Origin of the sequence: Flavobacterium sp. 140616W15 (assembly GCF_003668995.1) — a bacterium.
Classification (GTDB): Bacteria; Bacteroidota; Bacteroidia; order Flavobacteriales; family Flavobacteriaceae; genus Flavobacterium.
On sequence record NZ_CP033068.1, the window covers coordinates 4,423,110 to 4,442,944 of the forward strand.

The window sequence follows — 19,835 nt, forward strand, 5'->3', positions numbered from 1 at the left end:
CTTTTGTTAAGAAACCATCCCCAACAAAAATATATAACCATTTGTTTTAGTATGCTTCATCTGTTCCTTTTCAAATTCTATCCTTTCAGCGTAAATTTGCTTTGAAAGATTTGGAGTTATTGTGGGTGATATGGTATAATATTTATCTATATTAAAAAAAAGAGTGTCTTTTTTTCTTTCCTGTGCTTTTAGGCCAGAAATAGAAAAAAGTATTAATATAAAAAGTGAAATATATTTTTTCATAGTTGAGTGATTTTATAAGGCAATAACTTAAATTATATTGAGATTCCAATACATTTTCCTAAATCCACAACCTTCTTTAATTGTTTTGTTATGGACAAGGAACTAATTTACTTAAAAGTAGAACTCTGCTGGCAAGCTTTTACGTTATTATCCCTTAAACCTCCCCAAGCCAACGCCTCATAAAAAACATCACTTGGTACCTCTCCATAATAATTAATGTATTTATTATAGTCATCAGTAAACACATTTTTATGAAATTCTTTTAAAGCTTCTCTCATGCTATTTAGATACATTAAAGCAATAGTATTGTGTTGATTTCCACAAGTTTCGTATGTTATTTTAAAATACTTTACTGTTGTGGGCACGGATTATAAATCAGTAGCATCAGGATTTTGACAAAACCTAAAATTTTGACAAAGTTATTTCTTTCTATTTTTTCTCTTTATAAATTCTATAGAATAAAAAAATGTACCAACTAGCTAAAACTAGTATGGCTGGGTAAAAATAACTTACAATATAAAATGTATTAGAAATACAAAAATTAAAGTTATATTCTACAAAGCAGAAAAAATCCACAATAAAGCCCCAATTGTAAGGAATATCAAAAAAATAACTTTCATGTTAAATATTATCATTCTATCTCAAAGCCTGATTCGACTTGAATATATTCTACTTTTTTATCAATATTTTTAACCAAAAACACAACGTAATTACTAAAAAAACAGCAATTTTTTCATTATTCAATTTTTTCTTTTTATCATAAAAATCTGAAGAGCGTATAAACTTTTTAAGTGACAAAATCTTTTTAGGACTTAGATCACTTTTCACTTCTCCTTTTTTAAAGAAAAAAGACCCATTACTACCTCCACTACTATCATCTAAATAAAAATGACCTGGGATTTCAGTATACAAATTTATATACTTATTATCATACTTAAAATAGAGTGTATCTTTTGTTTTCTCTTGAGCATTTAGAGAAATAAAGAAAAGGAGAAACAATACAATTGTTAATATTTTCATCTTTAAATAATTTTATAATGTTAGTTAGAACATGGCGCTGCTTTGCTTAAAAGTGGTATTCTGCTTGAAAGCTTCTCAATTTCAGCTTTTTTTTCTGCTGGCAGATCTGTCCAAGCTTTTACATCACCATCTCTTAGACCACCCCAAGCCAAAGCTTCATAAAAAGCATCATTCGGTACTTCTCCAAAATAATTAATATATTTATTGTAATCATCGGTAAGTACGGATTTATGAAACTCTTTTAAAGCTTCTTTCATACTGTTAAGATATAATCCTGCAATTGCTCCATGTTGATTCTCATATTGATCATACGTTTTCTTAAAATCTGTTGATTTATTACCAATTTCATCAGATGTAGTATATAATTTTCTAAAGATGTCAGCATGTATATATTCATGTAAAATGGTTCTTGCAACATCTAAAGCAGCATTTTCATTTGCTTTAGATGTACTGATTTCAATTGTCATTAGCGCACTTCCTGGTAAATGAATTGTTTTTCCGTTAATTTCTTTGAGGATTCCATTTTTATCTAAATTAGTTACTTTCTCTTTAGAAACAATTTTAATATCAAATTCAGATTTACCAACAAAATTAGATAATATTTTTTGCACAAAAGAATTTCCGTTTTTATTTAATAAAGCATTCAGACACTTTGCTTTTTCCGTAAGTGCATCAATAATTTGCACAGGCGCTGGAGCTGTAACGCCTCCACCACTACTACCTCCGCCGCCACGAGGAGGATTTGTATATTCAGACGGATTAATCACACCACCATATGAGGGACCACGCGGGATAAAGGTCATAGGAGGAAACGATGGTGGTGATGATGGAGATTTAATTATAACTTCTCTAAGCGGTGTGCCAGGAAAACCACCACTACCACCAGTTGGTTCTTCTTCATCGGGACAATAATAACAAGGGTCGGCTATCATTTTTCCTTGTTCATTATTTATGGAAGAGAGTATTGATATATCATCTAACTAGTTTATATAAACGACTAGCTATATAAAAGATTAAAGAAAACAATAAAACAAATGTTGCTATTGGTGTATAAGTAAATGCGTAATAGGTATCTTTAATATTGATATCCAAACAATATTCAGTTGGATAGATGTAGCCATAAATCAATAATCCTATTCCTAAAATTAAAAGTGCGTAAATAAAGTATTTCATAATCTTGTATAGTATTCATCCAAAAAGAATGCATTAAAAAAAGTAAACTCGCCAAACGGAATAAATCCTTTGCTAATTTGTGGGAGCTTGTAAGTTAGTAATTCTGATGGAAATTTTGTAATTCTAAGCTTTTTTTCAACTAATTTAATGATTTTATTAATTTCTGTGGCGTACAGAATTTCTAACTCTTCATTTTTATAAGGTCTTCCAATCCATTTTACTTGTTCTAAATCAACTAATGTATCAAGAACATAATATGTGAAATATGGACACAAGATACTAATGTTTAAACAAATAGAATGAAGATGGCTTCCGTTCATTTTAGTTAGTTGAAAATTAAAGGCTCTATCACCAGAGTTAAACAGAGTTACATCATGAAAATGCATCGTTAAATTTATGGCTTTAAATTCTTCTATTAATTCATTTAGATATCCTTCATTACGATGCATATTTTCAAATAAAGTTAATGTTTTACATAAATTTTTATGCTCACAACTTTCGTTGTATTTTTCTACTTCATTAAGTTCTGAAATATTATCAGGGTAATTTGAATTTGAAATGTTTTTTAAAATTTCTATCAGCATATGTGTTTAATTACAGTTACCTGGTAAAAACCAGTTGCTTTTATATTCTGTTGGAGTAACGGTTTTGCCTGGGTTAATTTGAAGTCTGCTTCCTGGAGTCATTAATTCAAAAGTGTTTTTTAAAGCTTTCTTAAAGAATTCAGTAACCATTAATTCAGTTGCTGGAACAGCTTTATAATAATCTCTTGTTTGTTTCATTGCCATATCTATAGCTTTTGCAGTAACACTAGCTGCTGTTCCTGGGGTAATATCTGTATTTCCTACTATTGTATTTGTTGGCATTTGAAAAGATACAGATTGCGGTAATATAATTGTTTCGGTACTAGTCCTTAAGGGAGTCAAAGACTGAACTATTACAATGTCAAATTTAATATTTTTTACAGCAGCTTCTTGCCAAGGCAATCCCGCCATTTTTATAAAATTGATACTAGCACAATCAGGATAAACCTCTTCATTATTGCTTTTCGATCCACCACTACTACCTCCGCCGCCACGAGGAGGATTTGTATATTCAGACGGATTAATCACACCACCATATGAGGGACCACGCGGGATAAAGGTCATAGGAGGAAACGATGGTGGTGATGATGGAGATTTAATTATAACTTCTCTAAGCGGTGTGCCAGGAAAACCACTACTACCACCAGTTGGTTCTTCTTCATCGGGACAATAATAACAAGGGTCGGCTATCATTTTTCCTTGTTCATTATTTATGGAAGGGAGTATTGATATTTTCCCTTCTAGAACAACTTTATTGTTTTCAAATTGAGCCGCTTTTATAAAACCATTTTTCAAATCCCAAGAGCTAATGTAACCATTGAAATCACCCCCATCTATCGTTTGACTACTTGCTAGAACATCTTTATCGGGATATATCTCGAATAATAATGCTTTGAAATTACCTTCATCTAATTTATAAAGATATAATTTCTGTGACCAAATTTCCTCTTTATCTTCTTTTAATTCAATAACAGGGACAATAATAGTTTCTGTTCCATCTTCTGATTTCGTAATGTTTGCCTCGCTCCAGTTGTATTCTAAATTCTGAAATAATTCATAATTAATACCATTAGATTCATATTTATCAAACCATGTTTTAGCTGATAGAATACTTTTCGCCTGAGGTGTTTGTTCGTCAGTTACTAACTTTTCGGTTTCACAACTCCATACTATGAGAAGAAAACAGCATAGTAATACTTGTGCAATTCTTTTTAATTTGTTTTTCATTTTTTACTGGTTTAGTTATTTAATTGTCATTTGTAAAAGCAATAAAAAAAACCGTAATCGTATATTTCAAATCGGATTACGGTTTAGCATTTGTTTTCTCTTATTAAACAATTTTAATGACGTGCTTTATTTCCACTTACTAATTCAGAAATATTTAAAATGTGTTATATTTTATTCGAAAAACAAATGATTTTCTTTTGTGAAATTTTCATTATATCCTATTTTCTCAGGTTGGTTCGTTACCATTTAGTATAACCATATGTTGCTATTATTCCTTTATAAATAAATCTATTGTTGTGGTATTTAGTATAATAAAATTGATTTTTAAACTAAATGTTACGAGTAAATATAAGTGTATTTTTCTTATATAAAAAATAAAATAATATTAATTTGTAAGTTTAGGATTATTTTTAAGGTGTTTTTGTAATGCGTTAGAAGTTTTAAGCTGTGGCTTCTTGGGTTTACGGGGCATTTTAAAATAAATAGCAATGAGGAGAAAACAGCATAATTTAGCATTTACGAAAAGCAAAAATTATAAATTATTTTGTGTTTAATGAGCTATGAGATTAAATTTAGAAAGAATAATAGCTTTATTATAAAAAAATAACCCTTGCAAAAATTAATTTGCAAGGGTTATTGTTCTATTATGTGGAGAATATCGGATTCGAACCGATCACCTCTTGCCTGCCAGGCAAGCACTCTAGCCAAATGAGCTAATCCCCCAATACGATAGCAAATAAAGTCATTTAATTGGCAAAAAGCAAATTTCAAAACGCATCACCTTAAAATAGTTGTCAAAATCGTAACTTTACAATCAAATCTATTTTTTATGAGCTCAGAAAATCAATACGGTTCACTTCATACCATAATTCAAAATAATATAGCAACAGTTGAGTTTTATCATCCAGCAAGTAATTCTTTTCCTAGAACTTTGCTTAATAAATTAACTGCTGAAATCGACAACTTGAGTAAAAATGATGCTGTTACAGTTGTTATTTTAAGAAGCGAGGGAAATGGTGCTTTTTGCGCAGGAGCTTCTTTTGATGAACTTCTGGCAGTTGAGAATGAGGAGCAAGGAGCTGAGTTTTTCTCAGGGTTTGCTCATCTTATCAATGCTATGAGAAATTGTTCTAAAATAATTGTCGGACGTATTCATGGTAAATCTGTTGGAGGAGGAGTTGGTATTGCCGCGGCTTGCGATTATGCATTTGCTACACAAGAAAGCGCAATAAAACTATCAGAACTGGCAATCGGAATTGGACCATTTGTTATTGAGCCTGCTGTTTCTAAAAAGATTGGAAAAACGGCTATGACTGAGATGACACTTGCAGCCCATGAATGGAAATCGGCTACTTGGGCAAACCATAAAGGACTTTTTGCAAAAGTATTAGATAACGAAGTGGAGTTGGACGAAGAGTTGTCTCATTTTGCATTAAGACTGGCAAGTTATAATCCTGAAGCGCTAAGCGAAATGAAAAAAATTATTTGGCAAGGCACTGAGCATTGGGGTTCATTACTTTTGGAACGTGCACAGATTTCGGGAAAATTAGTTTTGTCTGATTTTACAAAGTCAGCTTTATTACAATTTAAAAAATAATTAATATGAATGTTTTTTTATCCCTTCAGCAAGTAGATGTTGCAGAGAAAATGAAGACTGCTCCTGATAGTAGTTATCAAATAGGAGTCGTGATAGGTTCGTTTATTCCATTCGTTATTTTGGTTGGAGTAGCGTACTGGATGTATAACCGAGCTAAAAAAAGAGACCAAAACGGTTTTTAATTTAGTAAATTTGCAACCTAAAATACAACTCGATGAGTAATATCAGAATTACAAAACAATTTAGTTTCGAAACAGGACACGCACTTTATGGTTATGATGGGAAATGTAAAAATGTTCACGGACATAGTTATAAGCTCTCAGTAACAGTTATTGGTTCACCAATTACGGATCGTAATAACGTAAAGTATGGGATGGTAATTGATTTTTCGGATCTAAAAAAGATTATAAAAGAAGAAATTGTAGATCAGTTTGATCACGCTACAGTTTTTAATGAAACAACACCACATATTGAATTGGCAAACGAACTAAAAAATCGTGGACACCATGTGATTTTAGTTGATTATCAGCCAACAAGTGAGAATATGGTTGTCGATTTTTCTGAAAGAATTATCAAAAGATTACCAACAAATATTTCTCTTTTCTCTTTAAAACTTCAAGAAACAGAATCGTCATTTGCAGAATGGTATGCAAGCGATAATTTGTAATCGTAATATATTTTCATGCAATTACCCAATAATAAAAAAGTTTATTTTGCTTCTGATCAACATTTTGGAGCACCTACACCCGAATTAAGTTTTCCTAGAGAACAAAAATTTGTTGCGTGGCTTGATGAGGTAAAAAAGATGCTGAGGCAATTTTTTTATTAGGTGATCTATTTGATTTTTGGTTTGAATATAAAACAGTAGTTCCAAAAGGGTTTATTCGTGTTTTGGGGAAATTAGCAGAAATTCGTGATAGCGGAATTCCTGTATATTTCTTTGTAGGGAATCATGATTTATGGATGAATGATTATTTTGAAACAGAACTTAATATTCCTGTTTATCATGATAATAAAGAATTTACTTTTGGAGGAAAAACATTTCTGATAGGTCATGGAGACGGAAAAGGCCCCGGAGATAAAGGGTATAAAAGAATGAAAAAAGTCTTTACCAATCCATTCTCAAAATGGATTTTTAGATGGCTTCATCCTGATGTTGGAGTGAAATTAGCACAATATTTATCAGTAAAAAATAAATTAATTTCTGGAGCCGAAGATGTAAAGTTTTTGGGAGAAGAAAATGAATGGTTGGTATTATATGCGAAGCGTAAATTAGAAACTAAACATTATAATTACTTTGTTTTTGGTCACCGCCACTTACCTATGATTCTTTCAGTAGGTCAAGATTCTAATTATGTAAATCTTGGTGACTGGATTGGATATTTTACCTACGGTGTTTTTGATGGTGAAACTTTCGAACTGAAAGAATTTGGAAAATAATCATTTTTATGGTGTAAATATACTTTGGAATTATTCAAAATATATTTACATCATATTGAGGTTTCTGCTAAAATGAAGCAAACTTGGTTTAGTTTAAACCAACTCCGTAAACATATTCTTCTAGCTGAATTTTAAATAAAGAACCTTTTACTAAATCTTCAATTGCTTTTAATTCGTCCATAGAAACAGCCAAGTCTATTTGAGAGCAAGGAGTCTTTAGTAAAAATTTATGGCATTTATTTTTTAGGGCACATTCATCACAACAGGCATTTGTCATTAAGCTGTCTTCGATTAAATCATCAAAATCTTTTAATTCGGATACAGAAAAGTAAAATCCAGTTTCTTTAAATATCAATTGTATTTTATCAAATAGAGTTTCATTATGGCTCTTCCAATAAAAAGAAATTCCGAAGTCGTTATGATATATTTGTTCTATTTCTCTCATGATCATCAATTATAAAACAAATATAATTATTATTTATATTTATTCTAAATAAAAAAATCATAAAAAAGCTTAAATTTTGTTAACGATATGATTAGGGTAAGCTCATGTTACTTATTTAAGCCACTTATCTATGTTGTCTAGAAATTCTCTTTGTTGGTCTACAAATAAATAATGAGAGCAGTTTTGGATAGTTACGAAATTTTGTTTCCCTACAATATTCTTTAACGCTTCGATTTCTGAAACAGAAAAAATACCATCTTGCATTCCGTATATGGCATAAATAGGTACCTCTTTCGCTTTTAATTTCTGCAAAATAGGTTTGGTATCGATATTGTTTTGCTTTTCATTTTTATAAAATATTAGAGGAGCGTTTTTATTCCTGATATTCGTTTTATAAAATTCACTTATTTCATATTGATGATATAAAGCTTTAGATTCAGTTGTGGGTTTTGGCATTTTAAAGAAATTATTTTCTCCAGCTAGTTCAAAGCATGCTTTTCTATATTCAGCAGAATTTTTGGCAAGTTTTTCTATATGAGCAACTTTATCAAGCATAACCAAATTATTGTTTTTAGTATAGATTTTTTTGACAGAATCTAAAATATGATTGTATGTTTTTTGTTGGGAAAATAGAGCGCCAATAAGTATAAGAGAATTAATTTTTTCTGGATATTTTTCAGAATAAAGTGTAGCGACTAAACCTCCAAAACTATGAGCAAGTAGTGTTGCTTTTTTTAGATTGTAAGTTTTGTAAATAGTGTTTAAATCCTTAAAAGCTTCATTATAGGTAAATTTTGCATTTGGATCTATAGATCTTCCTTCGCCTCTACGGTCATATACAATAACATAAAACCCTCTTTTCGAAAGTTCTTCGGCTGAATTAGTTCCCTCAAAAAGACATGCATTACCCCTTGGTCCGCCATGAATAAAGATTATGGGGGTATTGGTTTTGTTTCCGTATGTTTTTATATGTAGTGTTTGGGAATTAGTTAAGAATGTCAAAAATAAAAACGAGAACAAGAATGTTATTTTCATTTACTACATATTTTGATGGTCTTCCATATCTTTTTGTAAATCCAGATTTCTAAAAGTTGGAGATTTTATGCCAAAGCCTAAAACAGTTAAGAGAGTCATGCTTCCGCCAAAAACAACCGAAGTAACTGTTCCCATAAGTCTTGCTGTTAAACCGCTTTCAAAAGCTCCTAGCTCATTAGAAGAACCTACAAACATCGAGTTTACTGCAGCAACACGGCCACGCATATGATCTGGAGTTTTAAGTTGCAGAATGGTTTGACGTATAACGACTGAAATTCCATCGGCAACACCACTTAAAAATAAAGCAGCAACTGAAAGCCAGAAAATAGTAGATATACCAAACGTAATTATGCATAGTCCGAAAACAAAAATTGCAGCTAAAAGTTTGATTCCTGCTTTTTTATACAAAGGAACATAGGCAGAAATTAGCATAGTAATAAAGGCGCCTACTGCAGGAGCAGCTCGCAATATACCAAAACCTTCGGGACCAACTTTTAAAATGTCTTGAGCAAATATTGGTAATAAAGCAACAGCTCCACCAAAAAGAACAGCCACCATATCAAGAGACAGTACGCCTAATATCGTTTTGTTATTAAATACAAACTTGATTCCTTCTTTTAGGCTTTCCATAACTGGTTCTCCAATTTTTGGATTTAAAATAGGTTTTTTGCTAATTTGTGATAGTGCGATTAATGCAAAAAGAGAACAGGCAAAAACGGAGCACATAGACCAATGAACACCAATATAGTTAATTGAAAATCCTGCAATAGCAGGGCCCAAAACAGAACCTACCTGCCAAACCGAACTGCTCCAGGTAGCAGCATTAGGATATAATTTTTTAGGTACAATTAAAGACAAGAGGGAGAAAATTGTTGGGCCTAAAAAAGCTCTTACTAATCCACCTAAGAAAACCAAAAAATAAATAGAGTATAAAATAGCGTCTTTAGAAAAACCACTTACCATTTTTGGCCATGTTAGTAAAAATAAACCAAAACTAATAACCGAAAAACCTAAAATACATTTAACTAATAGCCCTTTTTTTTCATTTTGATCTACAATATGACCAGCGAATAAAGCCATCGAAACAGCTGGAATTACTTCCATTAAACCAATAATTCCTAACGAAAGTGGATTTTTGGTTAAACTATATACTTCCCATTCAATAACAATAAATTGCATAGACCAGGCAAAAACCATGGCAAAACGCAATATTAAAAAAACATTAAATTCTCTATAACGCAGCGCCGCGTATGGGTCATTTTTTTTGATTTTATCTGTCATCTTACTGAATGTCTTTTAACATTAATTGTGTAGATATAGTACCGTTCCATTCATTTTCTGAGATGCAATAAGCGGCTTGAAATGGTTTTTGATGTGTTGTAAGATCTAGTTTTTTTCCTAAACCAAATCCTATTGCCGAAATTCCTTCGGAGTTGTTTTGTTTTACAAAGAGCTTAAGATGGTCTTCATCTGCTCCCATCGCTTTTGCATAACCTGTATCTTTTATGTTTTTTGTCATAAAAACAGGGGTCATATTAAGAGGGCCAAAAGGTTCAAATTGTTTTAAAATCCGAATCAACTTTGGAGTAATATCTGTAAAATTAATCTCGGCATCAATTTCTATTTCCGGAGTTAACATTTCGGGTAGAATTGTTTTTTCTACTTGTTTTTCAAAGGCTTCTTTAAATGTTGGATAATTTTCTTCTTTCAAAGTCATTCCAGCCGCATACATATGTCCTCCAAATTGTTCCAAATGTTCAGCACAGGCATCTAGAGCATTATATACGTCAAATCCTTTTACAGAACGAGCAGAAGCAGCATATTTATCACCACTTTTTGTAAAAACAAGTGTTGGTCGGTAATAGGTTTCTATTAATCGTGAGGCTACAATACCTATAACACCTTTGTGCCAATCCTCCTGAAAAACTACAGTTGAAAATCGGTTCTGTTCTTGATTTTTTTCTATTTGTTGAAAGGCTTCTTTAGTAATTTGTTTGTCAAGATCTTTACGATCTGCATTGTATTTTTCTATTTCTGATGCAAATTGTTGGGCTTGTTCAAAATTGAATTCGGTCAACAATTCTACAGCATGGTTGCCATGTTTAATACGGCCAGCAGCATTAATACGAGGAGCTATGATAAAAACGACATCGGTAATGTCGAGTGATTTTTTCTTTACTTGGTGAACCAACGCTTTTATTCCAGGTCTTGGATTGCTATTAATAACCTGTAAGCCATAATAAGCCAAAACTCTATTTTCGCCTGTCATAGGAACAATATCTGCAGCAATTGCAGTTGCAACTAGATCTAAGTAAGGAAATAAATCATCAATAGTTTCATTGCGGTTTGTCCCTAAAGCCTGAATTAATTTAAAACCTACACCGCAACCACATAACTCATCATAAGGATAAAAACAATCTTCTCTTTTTGGGTCTAAAACAGCAACTGCATCGGGAAGGGTATCTCCTGGGCGGTGGTGATCACAAATAATGAAATCGATATTTCGTTCTTTTGCGTAAGCGACATGGTCAATAGATTTTATACCACAATCTAGTGCAATAATCAGTGAAAAACCATTATCATCGGCAAAATCAATTCCCATAAATGAAACCCCATAACCTTCTGCATAGCGGTCCGGAATATAGGTTGCTACATTTGGATAATATGATTTTAAATAAGAGGAAACCAAGGAAACAGCAGTTGTGCCATCGACATCATAATCTCCAAAAACGAGGATGTTTTCCTGATTAGCAATTGCTTTTTCTATTCGGGAAACTGCCTTGTCCATATCTTTCATAAGATAGGGATCGTGGAGATGTTCTAATGATGGGCGAAAGAAATTTTTAGCATCATCGAAAGTTTCAATGCCACGTTGGATTAAAAGTGTCGCAACAAAATTTTCTACATTTAGTGCTTGTGCTAAATGGTTGATTTTATCTTCGGATGGTTTTGATTTTAAAGTCCAACGCATTTTATTCGGTTTTAACTTTGATAAAGTTTTAAACTTTGACAAAGATTTTGAATTTAGTTTAAAGTTATCTAAGATTTATTTTAGCTTATTAAAGTTGTCATTTATTAAGATAATCAAATCGTCAGAATTTTTATTTTGACTTTTAAAGTTGTAAAACTGACTATTTAACGACTTATTCAATACTTTTCCATTATTAATTTTTATTAAGTATGGAAAGCCTTTTCGATCAGAAATGGTAGATAGCATATGAGAAATATACTCTCTAGTGTATGCGGATTTTAAATTTTTACCTTCCATGAAAATATATTCAATGTCGTCAGCAAGTTTCGGAATGACGTTTTTTTCAATATAATGATGCCCGTTTTTTCGAGTATTAAAGCAGAAGAATTTTTTCCCTTCAATTGATGATAAATAATTAATATATCTTTTTTTAAAGCGTTTTCTTTGAAAAAAATCAAATATTGAAAAAAGTATAATAAAAGGAAGAAATAATATAGATAAAGGAATACCTATTATAAGCAGAAATATTACTACTGCAATTTCCTCTAGTCTTTCCTTCATGTTTTATTAAATAATGGTGTTAGCATTTATTTCAATTCCAAAGCAGTTCCTTCAAACTTAATTCCGTCCCAACCTAAGTTGATGAAGTTTCTAATGTTTTGGTGATTGGTTCCGTTTGGATCTCCTAGAACTTCTTCGAAGTAATAAGCGCCAAAGCAAGCTAAAGTTTCTTCCTGAGAAAGGTTTTGCGATTTCGCGAAGGCAAATAATTTACAAGAACCTGAGTTTTCGCCAGCAGCATTGTGTTGAGTTCCATTTTGGAAAGCAGTTGGAGTAAATGTGTAATTCTCTTCGATTACTGCAATAGTTTCAGGAAAAGTTATTTCGGTTGGAGTTTGTTTTAGTTTTTCTAAAAAGGCTTGTATGCTCATATTATGTTTTATTAATATCTTTAAAATGATCTTAATTGTCAGTTCGAGCGGAGTCGAGAACCAATTGTTGCATCTCGACTCCGCTCGATGTGACAAAATGGTGTTTGAACTAACATCGTGTTAATCTTCTTCGTCTTCTTCTTTGTCATCCTTAGAAAATTTACTTTTCTTAGGTTCTTTTATTATTGTTTTTCCAGCAACAACTACAACAATTTCTCCGCGTGGTGCTGTTTTTTCAAAATGGTTTAATACTTCTTTTGCGGTTCCACGTACATTTTCTTCATGTAGTTTTGATAATTCCCTGCACACGCAAACCTGTCTGTCTTCGCCAAAATATGTGATAAATTCAGCCAGTGTTTTTACTAATTTATGTGGAGAGACATATAGAATCATCGTTCGGGTTTCCTCAGCAAGAACTAAATAGCGGGTTTGTCTTCCTTTTTTATCAGGCAGGAAACCTTCAAAAACAAACTTGTCATTTGGTAATCCGCTATTTACAAGTGCTGGAACAAAAGCTGTTGCACCAGGTAAACATTCTACCTCAATTTTATTTTCAACACAAGCACGCGTAAGTAAAAAACCAGGATCTGATATGGCTGGAGTTCCTGCATCGGAAATCAAGGCAATGGTTTCTCCGGCTTTTAATCTTGCGATTAAATTCTCGGTAGTCTTATGTTCGTTATGCATATGGTGACTGTGCATGTGCGTACCTATCTCAAAATGTTTTAAGAGTTTACCACTTGTACGAGTATCTTCGGCTAAAATTAAATCTACTTCTTTAAGAATACGAATGGCTCGAAAAGTCATGTCTTCTAGGTTGCCAATAGGCGTAGGAACGATATATAATTTAGACATAATTTTTTTTAATATTTAAACACAGATTGCACGAATTAACACGAATGATTAGAATGTTAAAAATTTCACGAAAATAAATTAGTGTAAATCTGTGGAATTCGTGTTTATGAGAATTTTTTCTCGATAATAGCAACGAAACGTTCTGCATATTCGTCTTTTCCTTCCCAGTTGTTGTAATCTGGTTTTACCATGTTTTCAAGAAATTCATTGGCTTCACCAAAACTATCAAATGTGATTAGTTGGTTTAAAACACGATTGTAGTCTTCAGGACTGTTTCCAAAAAGATGTTTTGTAAATGCAATACGATCGTTAAGGTCAATATGAAAGCCCTTAGAAAGTTTTTCGTTTAAAGAAACAGGTTTAGATTCTTCTAAAACGGAAGTGGTTGCTGCTTCTTTCTTTTTTTCTTTAAATTCTGTTGGAGCTGGCGGTGTTGAAGCAGGAGATGCAGCTTCAAAACTATCTACTTTTACAAATTGTGCATTGCTATAATCGATACCCATTATATCTTCGAACGAAATATGAACTACATCTGATTTTTCTGGAGTTTCTTCTTTTACTTCTGGAGTGAAATCAAATGAAGGAGTAAAATTTGTAATTGGACTTGCTACTTCCTCAATTTTTTCTTCTTCAACAGATTCTTCGACTGCTATTGGTTCAGGAGTTTCTACAACTACCTCTTCAATAATTTCTTCCGTTTTACTTTCGATTACTTCTTTCAAAAATGGCTCAGGGATCTCTTCTGTAGATTCTGGGATTTCTGCAATAACCTCTTCTTCGATAATTTTTTCTTCTATAATCTCTTCAGTTTTGCCTTCAATTACTTCATTAACCACTGGTTCAGAAACTTTTTCAATAGGAGTTTCTACAACTTGATTTACAATGATTTCTTCTTTTGTAATTGGTTCTTCAACTGCAATTGTTTTTTCAGATTGAATTACTTCTTCCTTTTCAAATGCAGTTTCAATTGTAGCATCTATTTGACCACGACCAATAGTTGGTTTAGTCTCTTCAAAATTTTCATCAATAAACTTTAAAACGGCTAATTTTTCATATAATTTCTGCGTTTCAAGATATAATTGATTGATATCGGACTTGTTTTTAAGTTTTAAAATTCGATGTGCAATGCTGATTAAATCGGCTTCCAATTTTTTTTTCATAACGTTTGAAAATTATAATGTGTTAGGCATATTTATTAATGTGTATTCTTTTGAGTGAAATCAAAAAATGAAAGAAACATTGTGCAATATTCTTTTTATTTATTTAAATAAGTGCTCTTGAATCTTCGATTTGATAAAAATTTTCTACTTTTGAAAAACGTAAAAAGTATTGAATTTTTATGTTGATTTATTACTTGTACAAAGTAATGAAAACTATTCATTTTTAAAGGTAGAAAAATACAAAATGTTTCTCGAAAATACAGTAAATCACAAAGAACAGTTTGGTTGGATTGAAGTTATTTGTGGGTCAATGTTTTCGGGTAAAACCGAAGAGTTAATCCGCAGATTAAAACGTGCTCAATTTGCCAAACAAAAAGTCGAAATTTTTAAACCCGCTATTGATACCCGCTATCATGACGAAATGGTTGTGTCGCATGATGCAAACGAAATTCGTTCAACACCAGTCCCTGCAGCTGCTAATATTGCTATTCTTGCACAAGGCTGTGATGTTATCGGGATTGATGAAGCTCAGTTTTTTGACGACGAAATTATTACAGTATGTAATGATCTTGCTAATCAAGGAATTCGTGTAATTGTTGCAGGATTAGATATGGATTTTAAAGGAAATCCGTTTGGTCCAATGCCAGGACTTATGGCAACAGCTGAATACGTGACCAAAGTACACGCAGTTTGTACAAGAACAGGAAATCTTGCTAATTATAGTTTTCGTAAGACAGATAATGATAAATTGGTTATGCTTGGCGAAACCGAAGAGTATGAGCCATTAAGTCGTGCGGCATATTACAATGCAATGAAAAAAAATCAGGAAAAATAGGTTGTAGTTTTTCTGATATTCTGAATAATATTTTAAACTAAAAGAGGCAATGCAAGAAAAAGAGAGTAAAAGAAAACAGAATATTTGGTTAATAATTACAATTGGTATTGCACTTGTTTTGGTGGGCTTCTTTCAATTTTATTTTTATGAAAGTGCTGATGAGGTAAAAACGGAAGTGAAAGAATTGGTAGTGAAGTATAATAAAAATTGCCCTTTAACAATTCAAGAAGGAATTCGTTTAGATAGTGTAAGTCTGCATGAGGATAAAGTTGTTCAATATAATCTAACATTACTAAATGTAGAAAAAGAAACTGCAGATGTTGCTGTTATACATGAAGAAATTGAAAAGAGCTTGTTGAGTACAGCCAAAGCAAATTCAGGGCTTGAAGTTTTTAGGGAAAATGATTTTACATTGGTTTATAGCTATAATGACAAAAAGAAAGCATTTTTGTTTAAGGTTACAGTTCTTCCAAGTCAGTATAAATAAATAATTCTTATATAAAATAAAACCCGACAGGTTCTTGAACTTGTCGGGTTTTTATATTTTAAAATATAAAGAATTACATTTTCTTACGCATTCTTGCTACAGGAATATCAAGTTGTTCACGGTATTTTGCAATAGTTCTTCGGGCAATAGGGTATCCTTTTTCCTTTAGAATTTCAGCAAGTTGATCATCTGGAAGCGGTTTCCTTTTATCTTCTTCTTCAATTGTATTTTGTAAAATTTTCTTGATTTCCAAAGTCGAAACATCTTCACCCTGATCGTTTTTCATCGCTTCTGAGAAGAATTCTTTTATCAGTTTCGTTCCATAAGGAGTTTCTACATATTTGCTATTTGCAACACGCGAAATAGTCGAAATATCTAATCCAACCATATCGGCAATATCCTTAAGAATCATTGGTTTTAGCTTGGTTTCATCGCCATCTAGGAAATATTCTTCCTGATAATGCATGATCGCATTCATGGTTACATATAATGTTTCCTGACGTTGGCGAATAGCATCTATAAACCATTTAGCTGAATCCAGTTTCTGTTTTATAAATTGTACTGCATCTTTTTGTGCTGTCGATTTATCTCGAGAATCTTTATAGGTCTGCATCATTTCCTGATAATCTTTGGAAACGTGTAGTGATGGGGCATTTCTTCCGTTTAAGGTTAATTCAAGCTCGCCATCAACAATGCGGATTGCAAAATCGGGAACTACATTTTCAGTAACTTTATTATTTCCTGTAAATGCGCCTCCTGGCTTTGGGTTCAATCGTTCTATTTCATGAACTGCTTTTTTAAGCTGCTCATTCGAAACATTGTATTTCTGTAACAGTTTGTCGTAATGCTTTTTGGTGAAAGCATCAAATTGATTCTCGATAATATCGATTGCCAATTCTACATATTCTGTTGGAGTTCTGTGTTTTAATTGTAGTAATAAGCATTCCTGTAAATCACGTGCGCCAACTCCTGAAGGTTCTAGTTCGTGTATTACATGTAGCATTTTTTCAACCGTTGCTTCATCGGTATAGATACCTTGCGTAAAAGCCATATCATCTACAATATCTGGAATACTTCTTCGTATGTATCCCATATCATCGATGCTTCCTACTAAGAACTCAGCTATTTCACGCTCTTCATCGCTTAATATAAAAGTATTTAACTGATTGATTAAATCTTGATGAAAACTAACTGGTGATGCGAATGGAGTTTCACGCTCTTGATCATCATCACTATAGTTATTGGCTTGAGTTTTATAATCTGGAGTATCGTCGTCGCTTAAATATTCATCAATGTTAATATCGTCTGCTTCGATTCTGTCAGACTCTGCGTCATCATAATCATCGTATTCTTCATTCGCAAATTCATCTGCTTCGTACTCTTCTTCTTTTCCGGCTTCTAAAGCTGGGTTTTCGTTCATTTCTTCTAATAAACGCTGTTCAAATGCTTGCGTAGGCAATTGAATTAACTTCATCAGCTGAATTTGCTGAGGAGATAATTTTTGAGATAATTTTAAATTTAAAAATTGCTTTAGCATTTATTTTTGTTTGAAAGTTCAAAGTTTCAAGTTTCAAGTTGTACAAACCTGAAACCTGAAACTTGAAACATTTTTTTAAACTTTATTTTTTTTTAAAATTCTGCATTTCCAGGAGTTCTTGGGAAAGGAATTACGTCACGTATGTTTGTCATTCCTGTTACAAACAATACCAAACGCTCAAAGCCTAAACCAAAACCTGAGTGAGTTGCCGATCCAAATCTTCTAGTATCTAAGTACCATGATAATTCTTCTTCGTCAATTTCTAGAGCTTTCATTTTTTCAATTAAAACATCATAACGTTCTTCTCTTTCAGAACCACCTACGATTTCTCCAATTCCAGGGAAAAGGATATCCATTGCACGAACTGTTTCTCTTCCTGGTTCAGTGTTGTCATTCAAACGCATGTAAAATGCTTTAATGTTTGCTGGGTAATCAAATAAGATTACAGGACATTTAAAGTGTTTTTCAACTAAGTAACGTTCGTGTTCTGATTGTAAATCAGCTCCCCATTCGTTAATGATATATTGGAATTTTTTCTTTTTATTTGGAGTTGACTCTCTTAAAATATCAATTGCTTCAGTGTAAGAAACACGTTTGAAATTGTTTTCTAATACGAAGTTTAATTTTTCTAATAAGGCCATTTCGCTTCTTTCTGCCTGAGGTTTTGATTTCTCTTCGTCTAGTAATCTAGTCTCTAAAAATTTCAAATCATCCGGACATTTGTCTAACGCATATTTAATTACGTACTGAATAAAATCTTCAGCCAAATCCATATTGTCATCCAAATCATTAAAAGCAACTTCAGGCTCAATCATCCAAAACTCAGCCAAATGGCGAGAAGTATTTGAATTTTCTGCTCTAAAAGTAGGTCCAAAAGTATAAATTTGACCTAAAGCCATTGCATAAGTTTCACCTTCTAATTGTCCAGAAACGGTTAAGTTTGTTTCTTTTTCGAAGAAATCTTCTTTGTAATTGATCTTTCCATCTTCTGTTCTCGGAGGGTTGTCAAAAGGTAAAGCGGTAACTTTAAACATTTCTCCAGCGCCTTCAGCATCTGAACCAGTGATGATTGGTGTGTTTACATATACAAATCCTTTTTCTTGAAAATAGCTATGTACTGCATATGATAATACGGAACGAACACGCATTATTGCTCCAAACATGTTTGTACGTACACGCAAATGCGCATTTTCACGTAAAAAGTCTAAGCTTGGTTTGTTTTTTGGCTGTATCGGGAATTTTTCAGCATCTGAATCTCCTAATATTTCTAGTTTTGTAACTTGGATTTCAACATTCTGACCAGCACCTTTACTTTCTATCAAAGTTCCAGTTACCGAAATAGCGGCACCGGTAGTGACTCTCTTTAAAGTTTCATCTGGTGTATTTTCAAAATCAACAACACATTGTATATTATTAATGGTAGAGCCGTCATTAAGAGCAATGAACTGATTATTTCTAAAAGTTCTTACCCATCCTTTTGCATTAACTTCCTGAAGCGTCGTAGTACTGTTTAATAAGTCTTTAACTTTTGTGTGTCTCATTTTAATTTTAGAATTGATATTAAAAATTGTCTTTCAATCGAATTGCAAATATAATCGAAATGTTTGTAAATGCCATAAGGAGTCAATCGTAATTAGTAAATGTATCAATTTGGTATTTGGCCCATTTGAAAATGAGATAATCTGTCAATTAGAAAATTAGAAAATGCATGAATCATGCAAGGTTTTTTATTTATCTTATACGATACTATATTGTTTTCTGACAGGTTTTAGGATTTGTTAGATGTTTAATTGAATGATATAGTAAAAATAAAACCCCGATAGATTTTTAATTTATCGGGGTTAATTGTCTTATTGATACATTGTCTAATTAACTGGCACCCAACCATGCTAGTAAAAAAACTAATAATAGAAGAATGCCTACAATTATGAAGATAACTATTGCAACTTTTTTTAAAAATACGTTGATAGGACTTTTTGGTCTTACGCCTGCTACTGCTCCAGTATTACCATTAATGTAAAAGATATTTTTCTGACCTTTATATTCATAGGTAGCTACATAAAGAGGCAACAAAATATGTTTGAATTTTATGTTGTTGTATTGGCTTTGTATAGACTTAACCTTTGTATTGCTGCCTGAGCCTACTTGAGAATTGATTTGCTTGCTAATTGTCTCGTCGATTGCCTTTTTGCCCACATAAAACCCTTGTTTTAAACCGAGTTTGTGTTTTTCAACAATGTAGTCACTTAGGTACTGGTCGTTGGTATTAACGAGATTCTTTGTGATCCAAGGAC

At 32.3% G+C, this 19,835-nt stretch carries 23 protein-coding genes, 1 tRNA gene and 1 pseudogene; 6 read left to right on the top strand and 19 right to left on the bottom strand.

Annotated elements, in window-relative coordinates; genetic code table 11:
* Positions 1–6: 6 nt before the first annotated feature.
* The 8 genes from EAG11_RS19355 to EAG11_RS19390 all read right to left on the bottom strand — a co-directional run bounded on the left by EAG11_RS19355 (position 7) and on the right by EAG11_RS19390 (position 4,970).
* Positions 7–243 carry a hypothetical protein gene (locus tag EAG11_RS19355; RefSeq protein ID WP_129540620.1) on the bottom strand — a complete coding sequence of 79 codons (237 nt, stop codon included), beginning with the start codon at positions 241–243 and terminating at the stop codon, positions 7–9.
* A 107-nt stretch (positions 244–350) separates the two neighbouring features.
* Positions 351–608 carry a hypothetical protein gene (locus EAG11_RS19360; protein WP_129540621.1) on the bottom strand — a complete coding sequence of 86 codons (258 nt, stop codon included), beginning with the start codon at positions 606–608 and terminating at the stop codon, positions 351–353.
* A 304-nt stretch (positions 609–912) separates the two neighbouring features.
* The gene (locus EAG11_RS19365; RefSeq protein WP_129540622.1) at positions 913–1,263 is read right to left on the bottom strand and encodes a hypothetical protein; all 351 of its coding nucleotides are present in this window, start codon (positions 1,261–1,263) and stop codon (positions 913–915) included.
* A 20-nt stretch (positions 1,264–1,283) separates the two neighbouring features.
* Positions 1,284–2,195 carry a hypothetical protein gene (locus EAG11_RS19370; protein WP_129540623.1) on the bottom strand — a complete coding sequence of 304 codons (912 nt, stop codon included), beginning with the start codon at positions 2,193–2,195 and terminating at the stop codon, positions 1,284–1,286.
* Positions 2,196–2,235: 40 nt separating this feature from the next.
* Complete coding sequence (locus tag EAG11_RS19375; protein WP_129540624.1) at positions 2,236–2,436, bottom strand: hypothetical protein; 201 nt, start codon at positions 2,434–2,436, stop codon at positions 2,236–2,238.
* A complete protein-coding gene (locus EAG11_RS19380) occupies positions 2,433–3,020 on the bottom strand; it encodes a hypothetical protein (RefSeq protein WP_129540625.1) in 588 nt (195 codons plus the stop codon). Before EAG11_RS19380 ends, EAG11_RS19375 begins: the two co-directional genes overlap by 4 nt.
* Before the next feature lie 6 nt (positions 3,021–3,026).
* The gene (locus EAG11_RS19385) at positions 3,027–4,247 is read right to left on the bottom strand and encodes a hypothetical protein (protein WP_129540626.1); all 1,221 of its coding nucleotides are present in this window, start codon (positions 4,245–4,247) and stop codon (positions 3,027–3,029) included.
* Between the two features lie 649 nt (positions 4,248–4,896).
* Positions 4,897–4,970, bottom strand: a tRNA-Ala gene (locus EAG11_RS19390).
* Between the two features lie 106 nt (positions 4,971–5,076).
* On the opposite strand from EAG11_RS19390, the gene EAG11_RS19395 reads away from it, so the two are divergent.
* The 4 genes and pseudogenes from EAG11_RS19395 to EAG11_RS19405 all read left to right on the top strand — a co-directional run bounded on the left by EAG11_RS19395 (position 5,077) and on the right by EAG11_RS19405 (position 7,284).
* Complete coding sequence (locus EAG11_RS19395) at positions 5,077–5,844, top strand: enoyl-CoA hydratase/isomerase family protein (protein ID WP_129540627.1); 768 nt, start codon at positions 5,077–5,079, stop codon at positions 5,842–5,844.
* Positions 5,845–5,849: 5 nt separating this feature from the next.
* Entirely contained in the window at positions 5,850–6,026 is a 177-nt protein-coding gene (locus EAG11_RS21875) for a hypothetical protein (RefSeq protein ID WP_164998741.1), read from the top strand.
* A 32-nt stretch (positions 6,027–6,058) separates the two neighbouring features.
* Positions 6,059–6,511, top strand: coding sequence for a 6-carboxytetrahydropterin synthase (locus EAG11_RS19400; RefSeq protein ID WP_129540628.1), 453 nt, complete (start codon positions 6,059–6,061; stop codon positions 6,509–6,511).
* Between the two features lie 15 nt (positions 6,512–6,526).
* Positions 6,527–7,284 (top strand): annotated as a pseudogene (locus EAG11_RS19405) (UDP-2,3-diacylglucosamine diphosphatase).
* A gap of 88 nt (positions 7,285–7,372) precedes the next feature.
* On the opposite strand, the gene EAG11_RS19410 reads toward EAG11_RS19405, so the two are convergent.
* The 8 genes from EAG11_RS19410 to EAG11_RS19445 form a co-directional block, all read right to left on the bottom strand.
* Complete coding sequence (locus EAG11_RS19410) at positions 7,373–7,729, bottom strand: hypothetical protein (RefSeq protein ID WP_129540629.1); 357 nt, start codon at positions 7,727–7,729, stop codon at positions 7,373–7,375.
* Positions 7,730–7,840: 111 nt separating this feature from the next.
* On the bottom strand, positions 7,841–8,764 hold the full coding sequence (locus tag EAG11_RS19415; RefSeq protein ID WP_129540630.1) for an alpha/beta hydrolase: 924 nt from the start codon (positions 8,762–8,764) through the stop codon (positions 7,841–7,843).
* 3 nt (positions 8,765–8,767) lie between these two features.
* Positions 8,768–10,045, bottom strand: coding sequence for an MFS transporter (locus tag EAG11_RS19420; RefSeq protein WP_129540631.1), 1,278 nt, complete (start codon positions 10,043–10,045; stop codon positions 8,768–8,770).
* A 1-nt stretch (position 10,046) separates the two neighbouring features.
* A complete protein-coding gene (gene recJ, locus EAG11_RS19425; RefSeq protein ID WP_129540632.1) occupies positions 10,047–11,735 on the bottom strand; it encodes a single-stranded-DNA-specific exonuclease RecJ in 1,689 nt (562 codons plus the stop codon).
* 75 nt (positions 11,736–11,810) lie between these two features.
* Positions 11,811–12,296: a hypothetical protein gene (locus EAG11_RS19430; protein ID WP_129540633.1), complete on the bottom strand. Its 486-nt coding sequence runs from the start codon at positions 12,294–12,296 to the stop codon at positions 11,811–11,813.
* A gap of 26 nt (positions 12,297–12,322) precedes the next feature.
* Positions 12,323–12,667, bottom strand: a complete 345-nt coding sequence (locus tag EAG11_RS19435) for a HopJ type III effector protein (RefSeq protein WP_129540634.1) — start codon at positions 12,665–12,667, stop codon at positions 12,323–12,325.
* A 120-nt stretch (positions 12,668–12,787) separates the two neighbouring features.
* Complete coding sequence (gene rsmI, locus EAG11_RS19440; RefSeq protein WP_129540635.1) at positions 12,788–13,522, bottom strand: 16S rRNA (cytidine(1402)-2'-O)-methyltransferase; 735 nt, start codon at positions 13,520–13,522, stop codon at positions 12,788–12,790.
* A 104-nt stretch (positions 13,523–13,626) separates the two neighbouring features.
* Positions 13,627–14,682: a hypothetical protein gene (locus EAG11_RS19445; RefSeq protein ID WP_129540636.1), complete on the bottom strand. Its 1,056-nt coding sequence runs from the start codon at positions 14,680–14,682 to the stop codon at positions 13,627–13,629.
* 244 nt (positions 14,683–14,926) lie between these two features.
* On the opposite strand from EAG11_RS19445, the gene EAG11_RS19450 reads away from it, so the two are divergent.
* Complete coding sequence (locus tag EAG11_RS19450; protein WP_039115440.1) at positions 14,927–15,517, top strand: thymidine kinase; 591 nt, start codon at positions 14,927–14,929, stop codon at positions 15,515–15,517.
* A gap of 49 nt (positions 15,518–15,566) precedes the next feature.
* The gene (locus EAG11_RS19455) at positions 15,567–16,004 is read left to right on the top strand and encodes a hypothetical protein (RefSeq protein ID WP_129540637.1); all 438 of its coding nucleotides are present in this window, start codon (positions 15,567–15,569) and stop codon (positions 16,002–16,004) included.
* 73 nt (positions 16,005–16,077) lie between these two features.
* Here the strand turns inward: EAG11_RS19455 and rpoN are convergent, their stop codons facing one another.
* The 3 genes from rpoN to EAG11_RS19470 form a co-directional block, all read right to left on the bottom strand.
* Positions 16,078–17,541 carry an RNA polymerase factor sigma-54 gene (rpoN, locus tag EAG11_RS19460; protein ID WP_129540638.1) on the bottom strand — a complete coding sequence of 488 codons (1,464 nt, stop codon included), beginning with the start codon at positions 17,539–17,541 and terminating at the stop codon, positions 16,078–16,080.
* A 92-nt stretch (positions 17,542–17,633) separates the two neighbouring features.
* Positions 17,634–19,082, bottom strand: coding sequence for an asparagine--tRNA ligase (asnS, locus tag EAG11_RS19465; RefSeq protein ID WP_129540639.1), 1,449 nt, complete (start codon positions 19,080–19,082; stop codon positions 17,634–17,636).
* 328 nt (positions 19,083–19,410) lie between these two features.
* The gene (locus tag EAG11_RS19470; RefSeq protein WP_129540640.1) at positions 19,411–19,737 is read right to left on the bottom strand and encodes a hypothetical protein; all 327 of its coding nucleotides are present in this window, start codon (positions 19,735–19,737) and stop codon (positions 19,411–19,413) included.
* Between the last annotated feature and the right edge of the window lie 98 nt (positions 19,738–19,835).

Coding starts and splice junctions, on each gene's coding strand:
- EAG11_RS19355 (WP_129540620.1), bottom strand. CDS start 243: ATGAAAAAATATATTTCACTTTTTATATTAATACTTTTTTCTATTTCT.
- EAG11_RS19365 (WP_129540622.1), bottom strand. CDS start 1,263: ATGAAAATATTAACAATTGTATTGTTTCTCCTTTTCTTTATTTCTCTA.
- EAG11_RS19370 (WP_129540623.1), bottom strand. CDS start 2,195: ATGATAGCCGACCCTTGTTATTATTGTCCCGATGAAGAAGAACCAACT.
- EAG11_RS19375 (WP_129540624.1), bottom strand. CDS start 2,436: ATGAAATACTTTATTTACGCACTTTTAATTTTAGGAATAGGATTATTG.
- EAG11_RS19380 (WP_129540625.1), bottom strand. CDS start 3,020: ATGCTGATAGAAATTTTAAAAAACATTTCAAATTCAAATTACCCTGAT.
- EAG11_RS19385 (WP_129540626.1), bottom strand. CDS start 4,247: ATGAAAAACAAATTAAAAAGAATTGCACAAGTATTACTATGCTGTTTT.
- EAG11_RS19395 (WP_129540627.1), top strand. CDS start 5,077: ATGAGCTCAGAAAATCAATACGGTTCACTTCATACCATAATTCAAAAT.
- EAG11_RS21875 (WP_164998741.1), top strand. CDS start 5,850: ATGAATGTTTTTTTATCCCTTCAGCAAGTAGATGTTGCAGAGAAAATG.
- EAG11_RS19400 (WP_129540628.1), top strand. CDS start 6,059: ATGAGTAATATCAGAATTACAAAACAATTTAGTTTCGAAACAGGACAC.
- EAG11_RS19410 (WP_129540629.1), bottom strand. CDS start 7,729: ATGAGAGAAATAGAACAAATATATCATAACGACTTCGGAATTTCTTTT.
- EAG11_RS19415 (WP_129540630.1), bottom strand. CDS start 8,764: ATGAAAATAACATTCTTGTTCTCGTTTTTATTTTTGACATTCTTAACT.
- EAG11_RS19420 (WP_129540631.1), bottom strand. CDS start 10,045: ATGACAGATAAAATCAAAAAAAATGACCCATACGCGGCGCTGCGTTAT.
- recJ (WP_129540632.1), bottom strand. CDS start 11,735: ATGCGTTGGACTTTAAAATCAAAACCATCCGAAGATAAAATCAACCAT.
- EAG11_RS19430 (WP_129540633.1), bottom strand. CDS start 12,296: ATGAAGGAAAGACTAGAGGAAATTGCAGTAGTAATATTTCTGCTTATA.
- EAG11_RS19435 (WP_129540634.1), bottom strand. CDS start 12,667: ATGAGCATACAAGCCTTTTTAGAAAAACTAAAACAAACTCCAACCGAA.
- rsmI (WP_129540635.1), bottom strand. CDS start 13,522: ATGTCTAAATTATATATCGTTCCTACGCCTATTGGCAACCTAGAAGAC.
- EAG11_RS19445 (WP_129540636.1), bottom strand. CDS start 14,682: ATGAAAAAAAAATTGGAAGCCGATTTAATCAGCATTGCACATCGAATT.
- EAG11_RS19450 (WP_039115440.1), top strand. CDS start 14,927: ATGTTTCTCGAAAATACAGTAAATCACAAAGAACAGTTTGGTTGGATT.
- EAG11_RS19455 (WP_129540637.1), top strand. CDS start 15,567: ATGCAAGAAAAAGAGAGTAAAAGAAAACAGAATATTTGGTTAATAATT.
- rpoN (WP_129540638.1), bottom strand. CDS start 17,541: ATGCTAAAGCAATTTTTAAATTTAAAATTATCTCAAAAATTATCTCCT.
- asnS (WP_129540639.1), bottom strand. CDS start 19,082: ATGAGACACACAAAAGTTAAAGACTTATTAAACAGTACTACGACGCTT.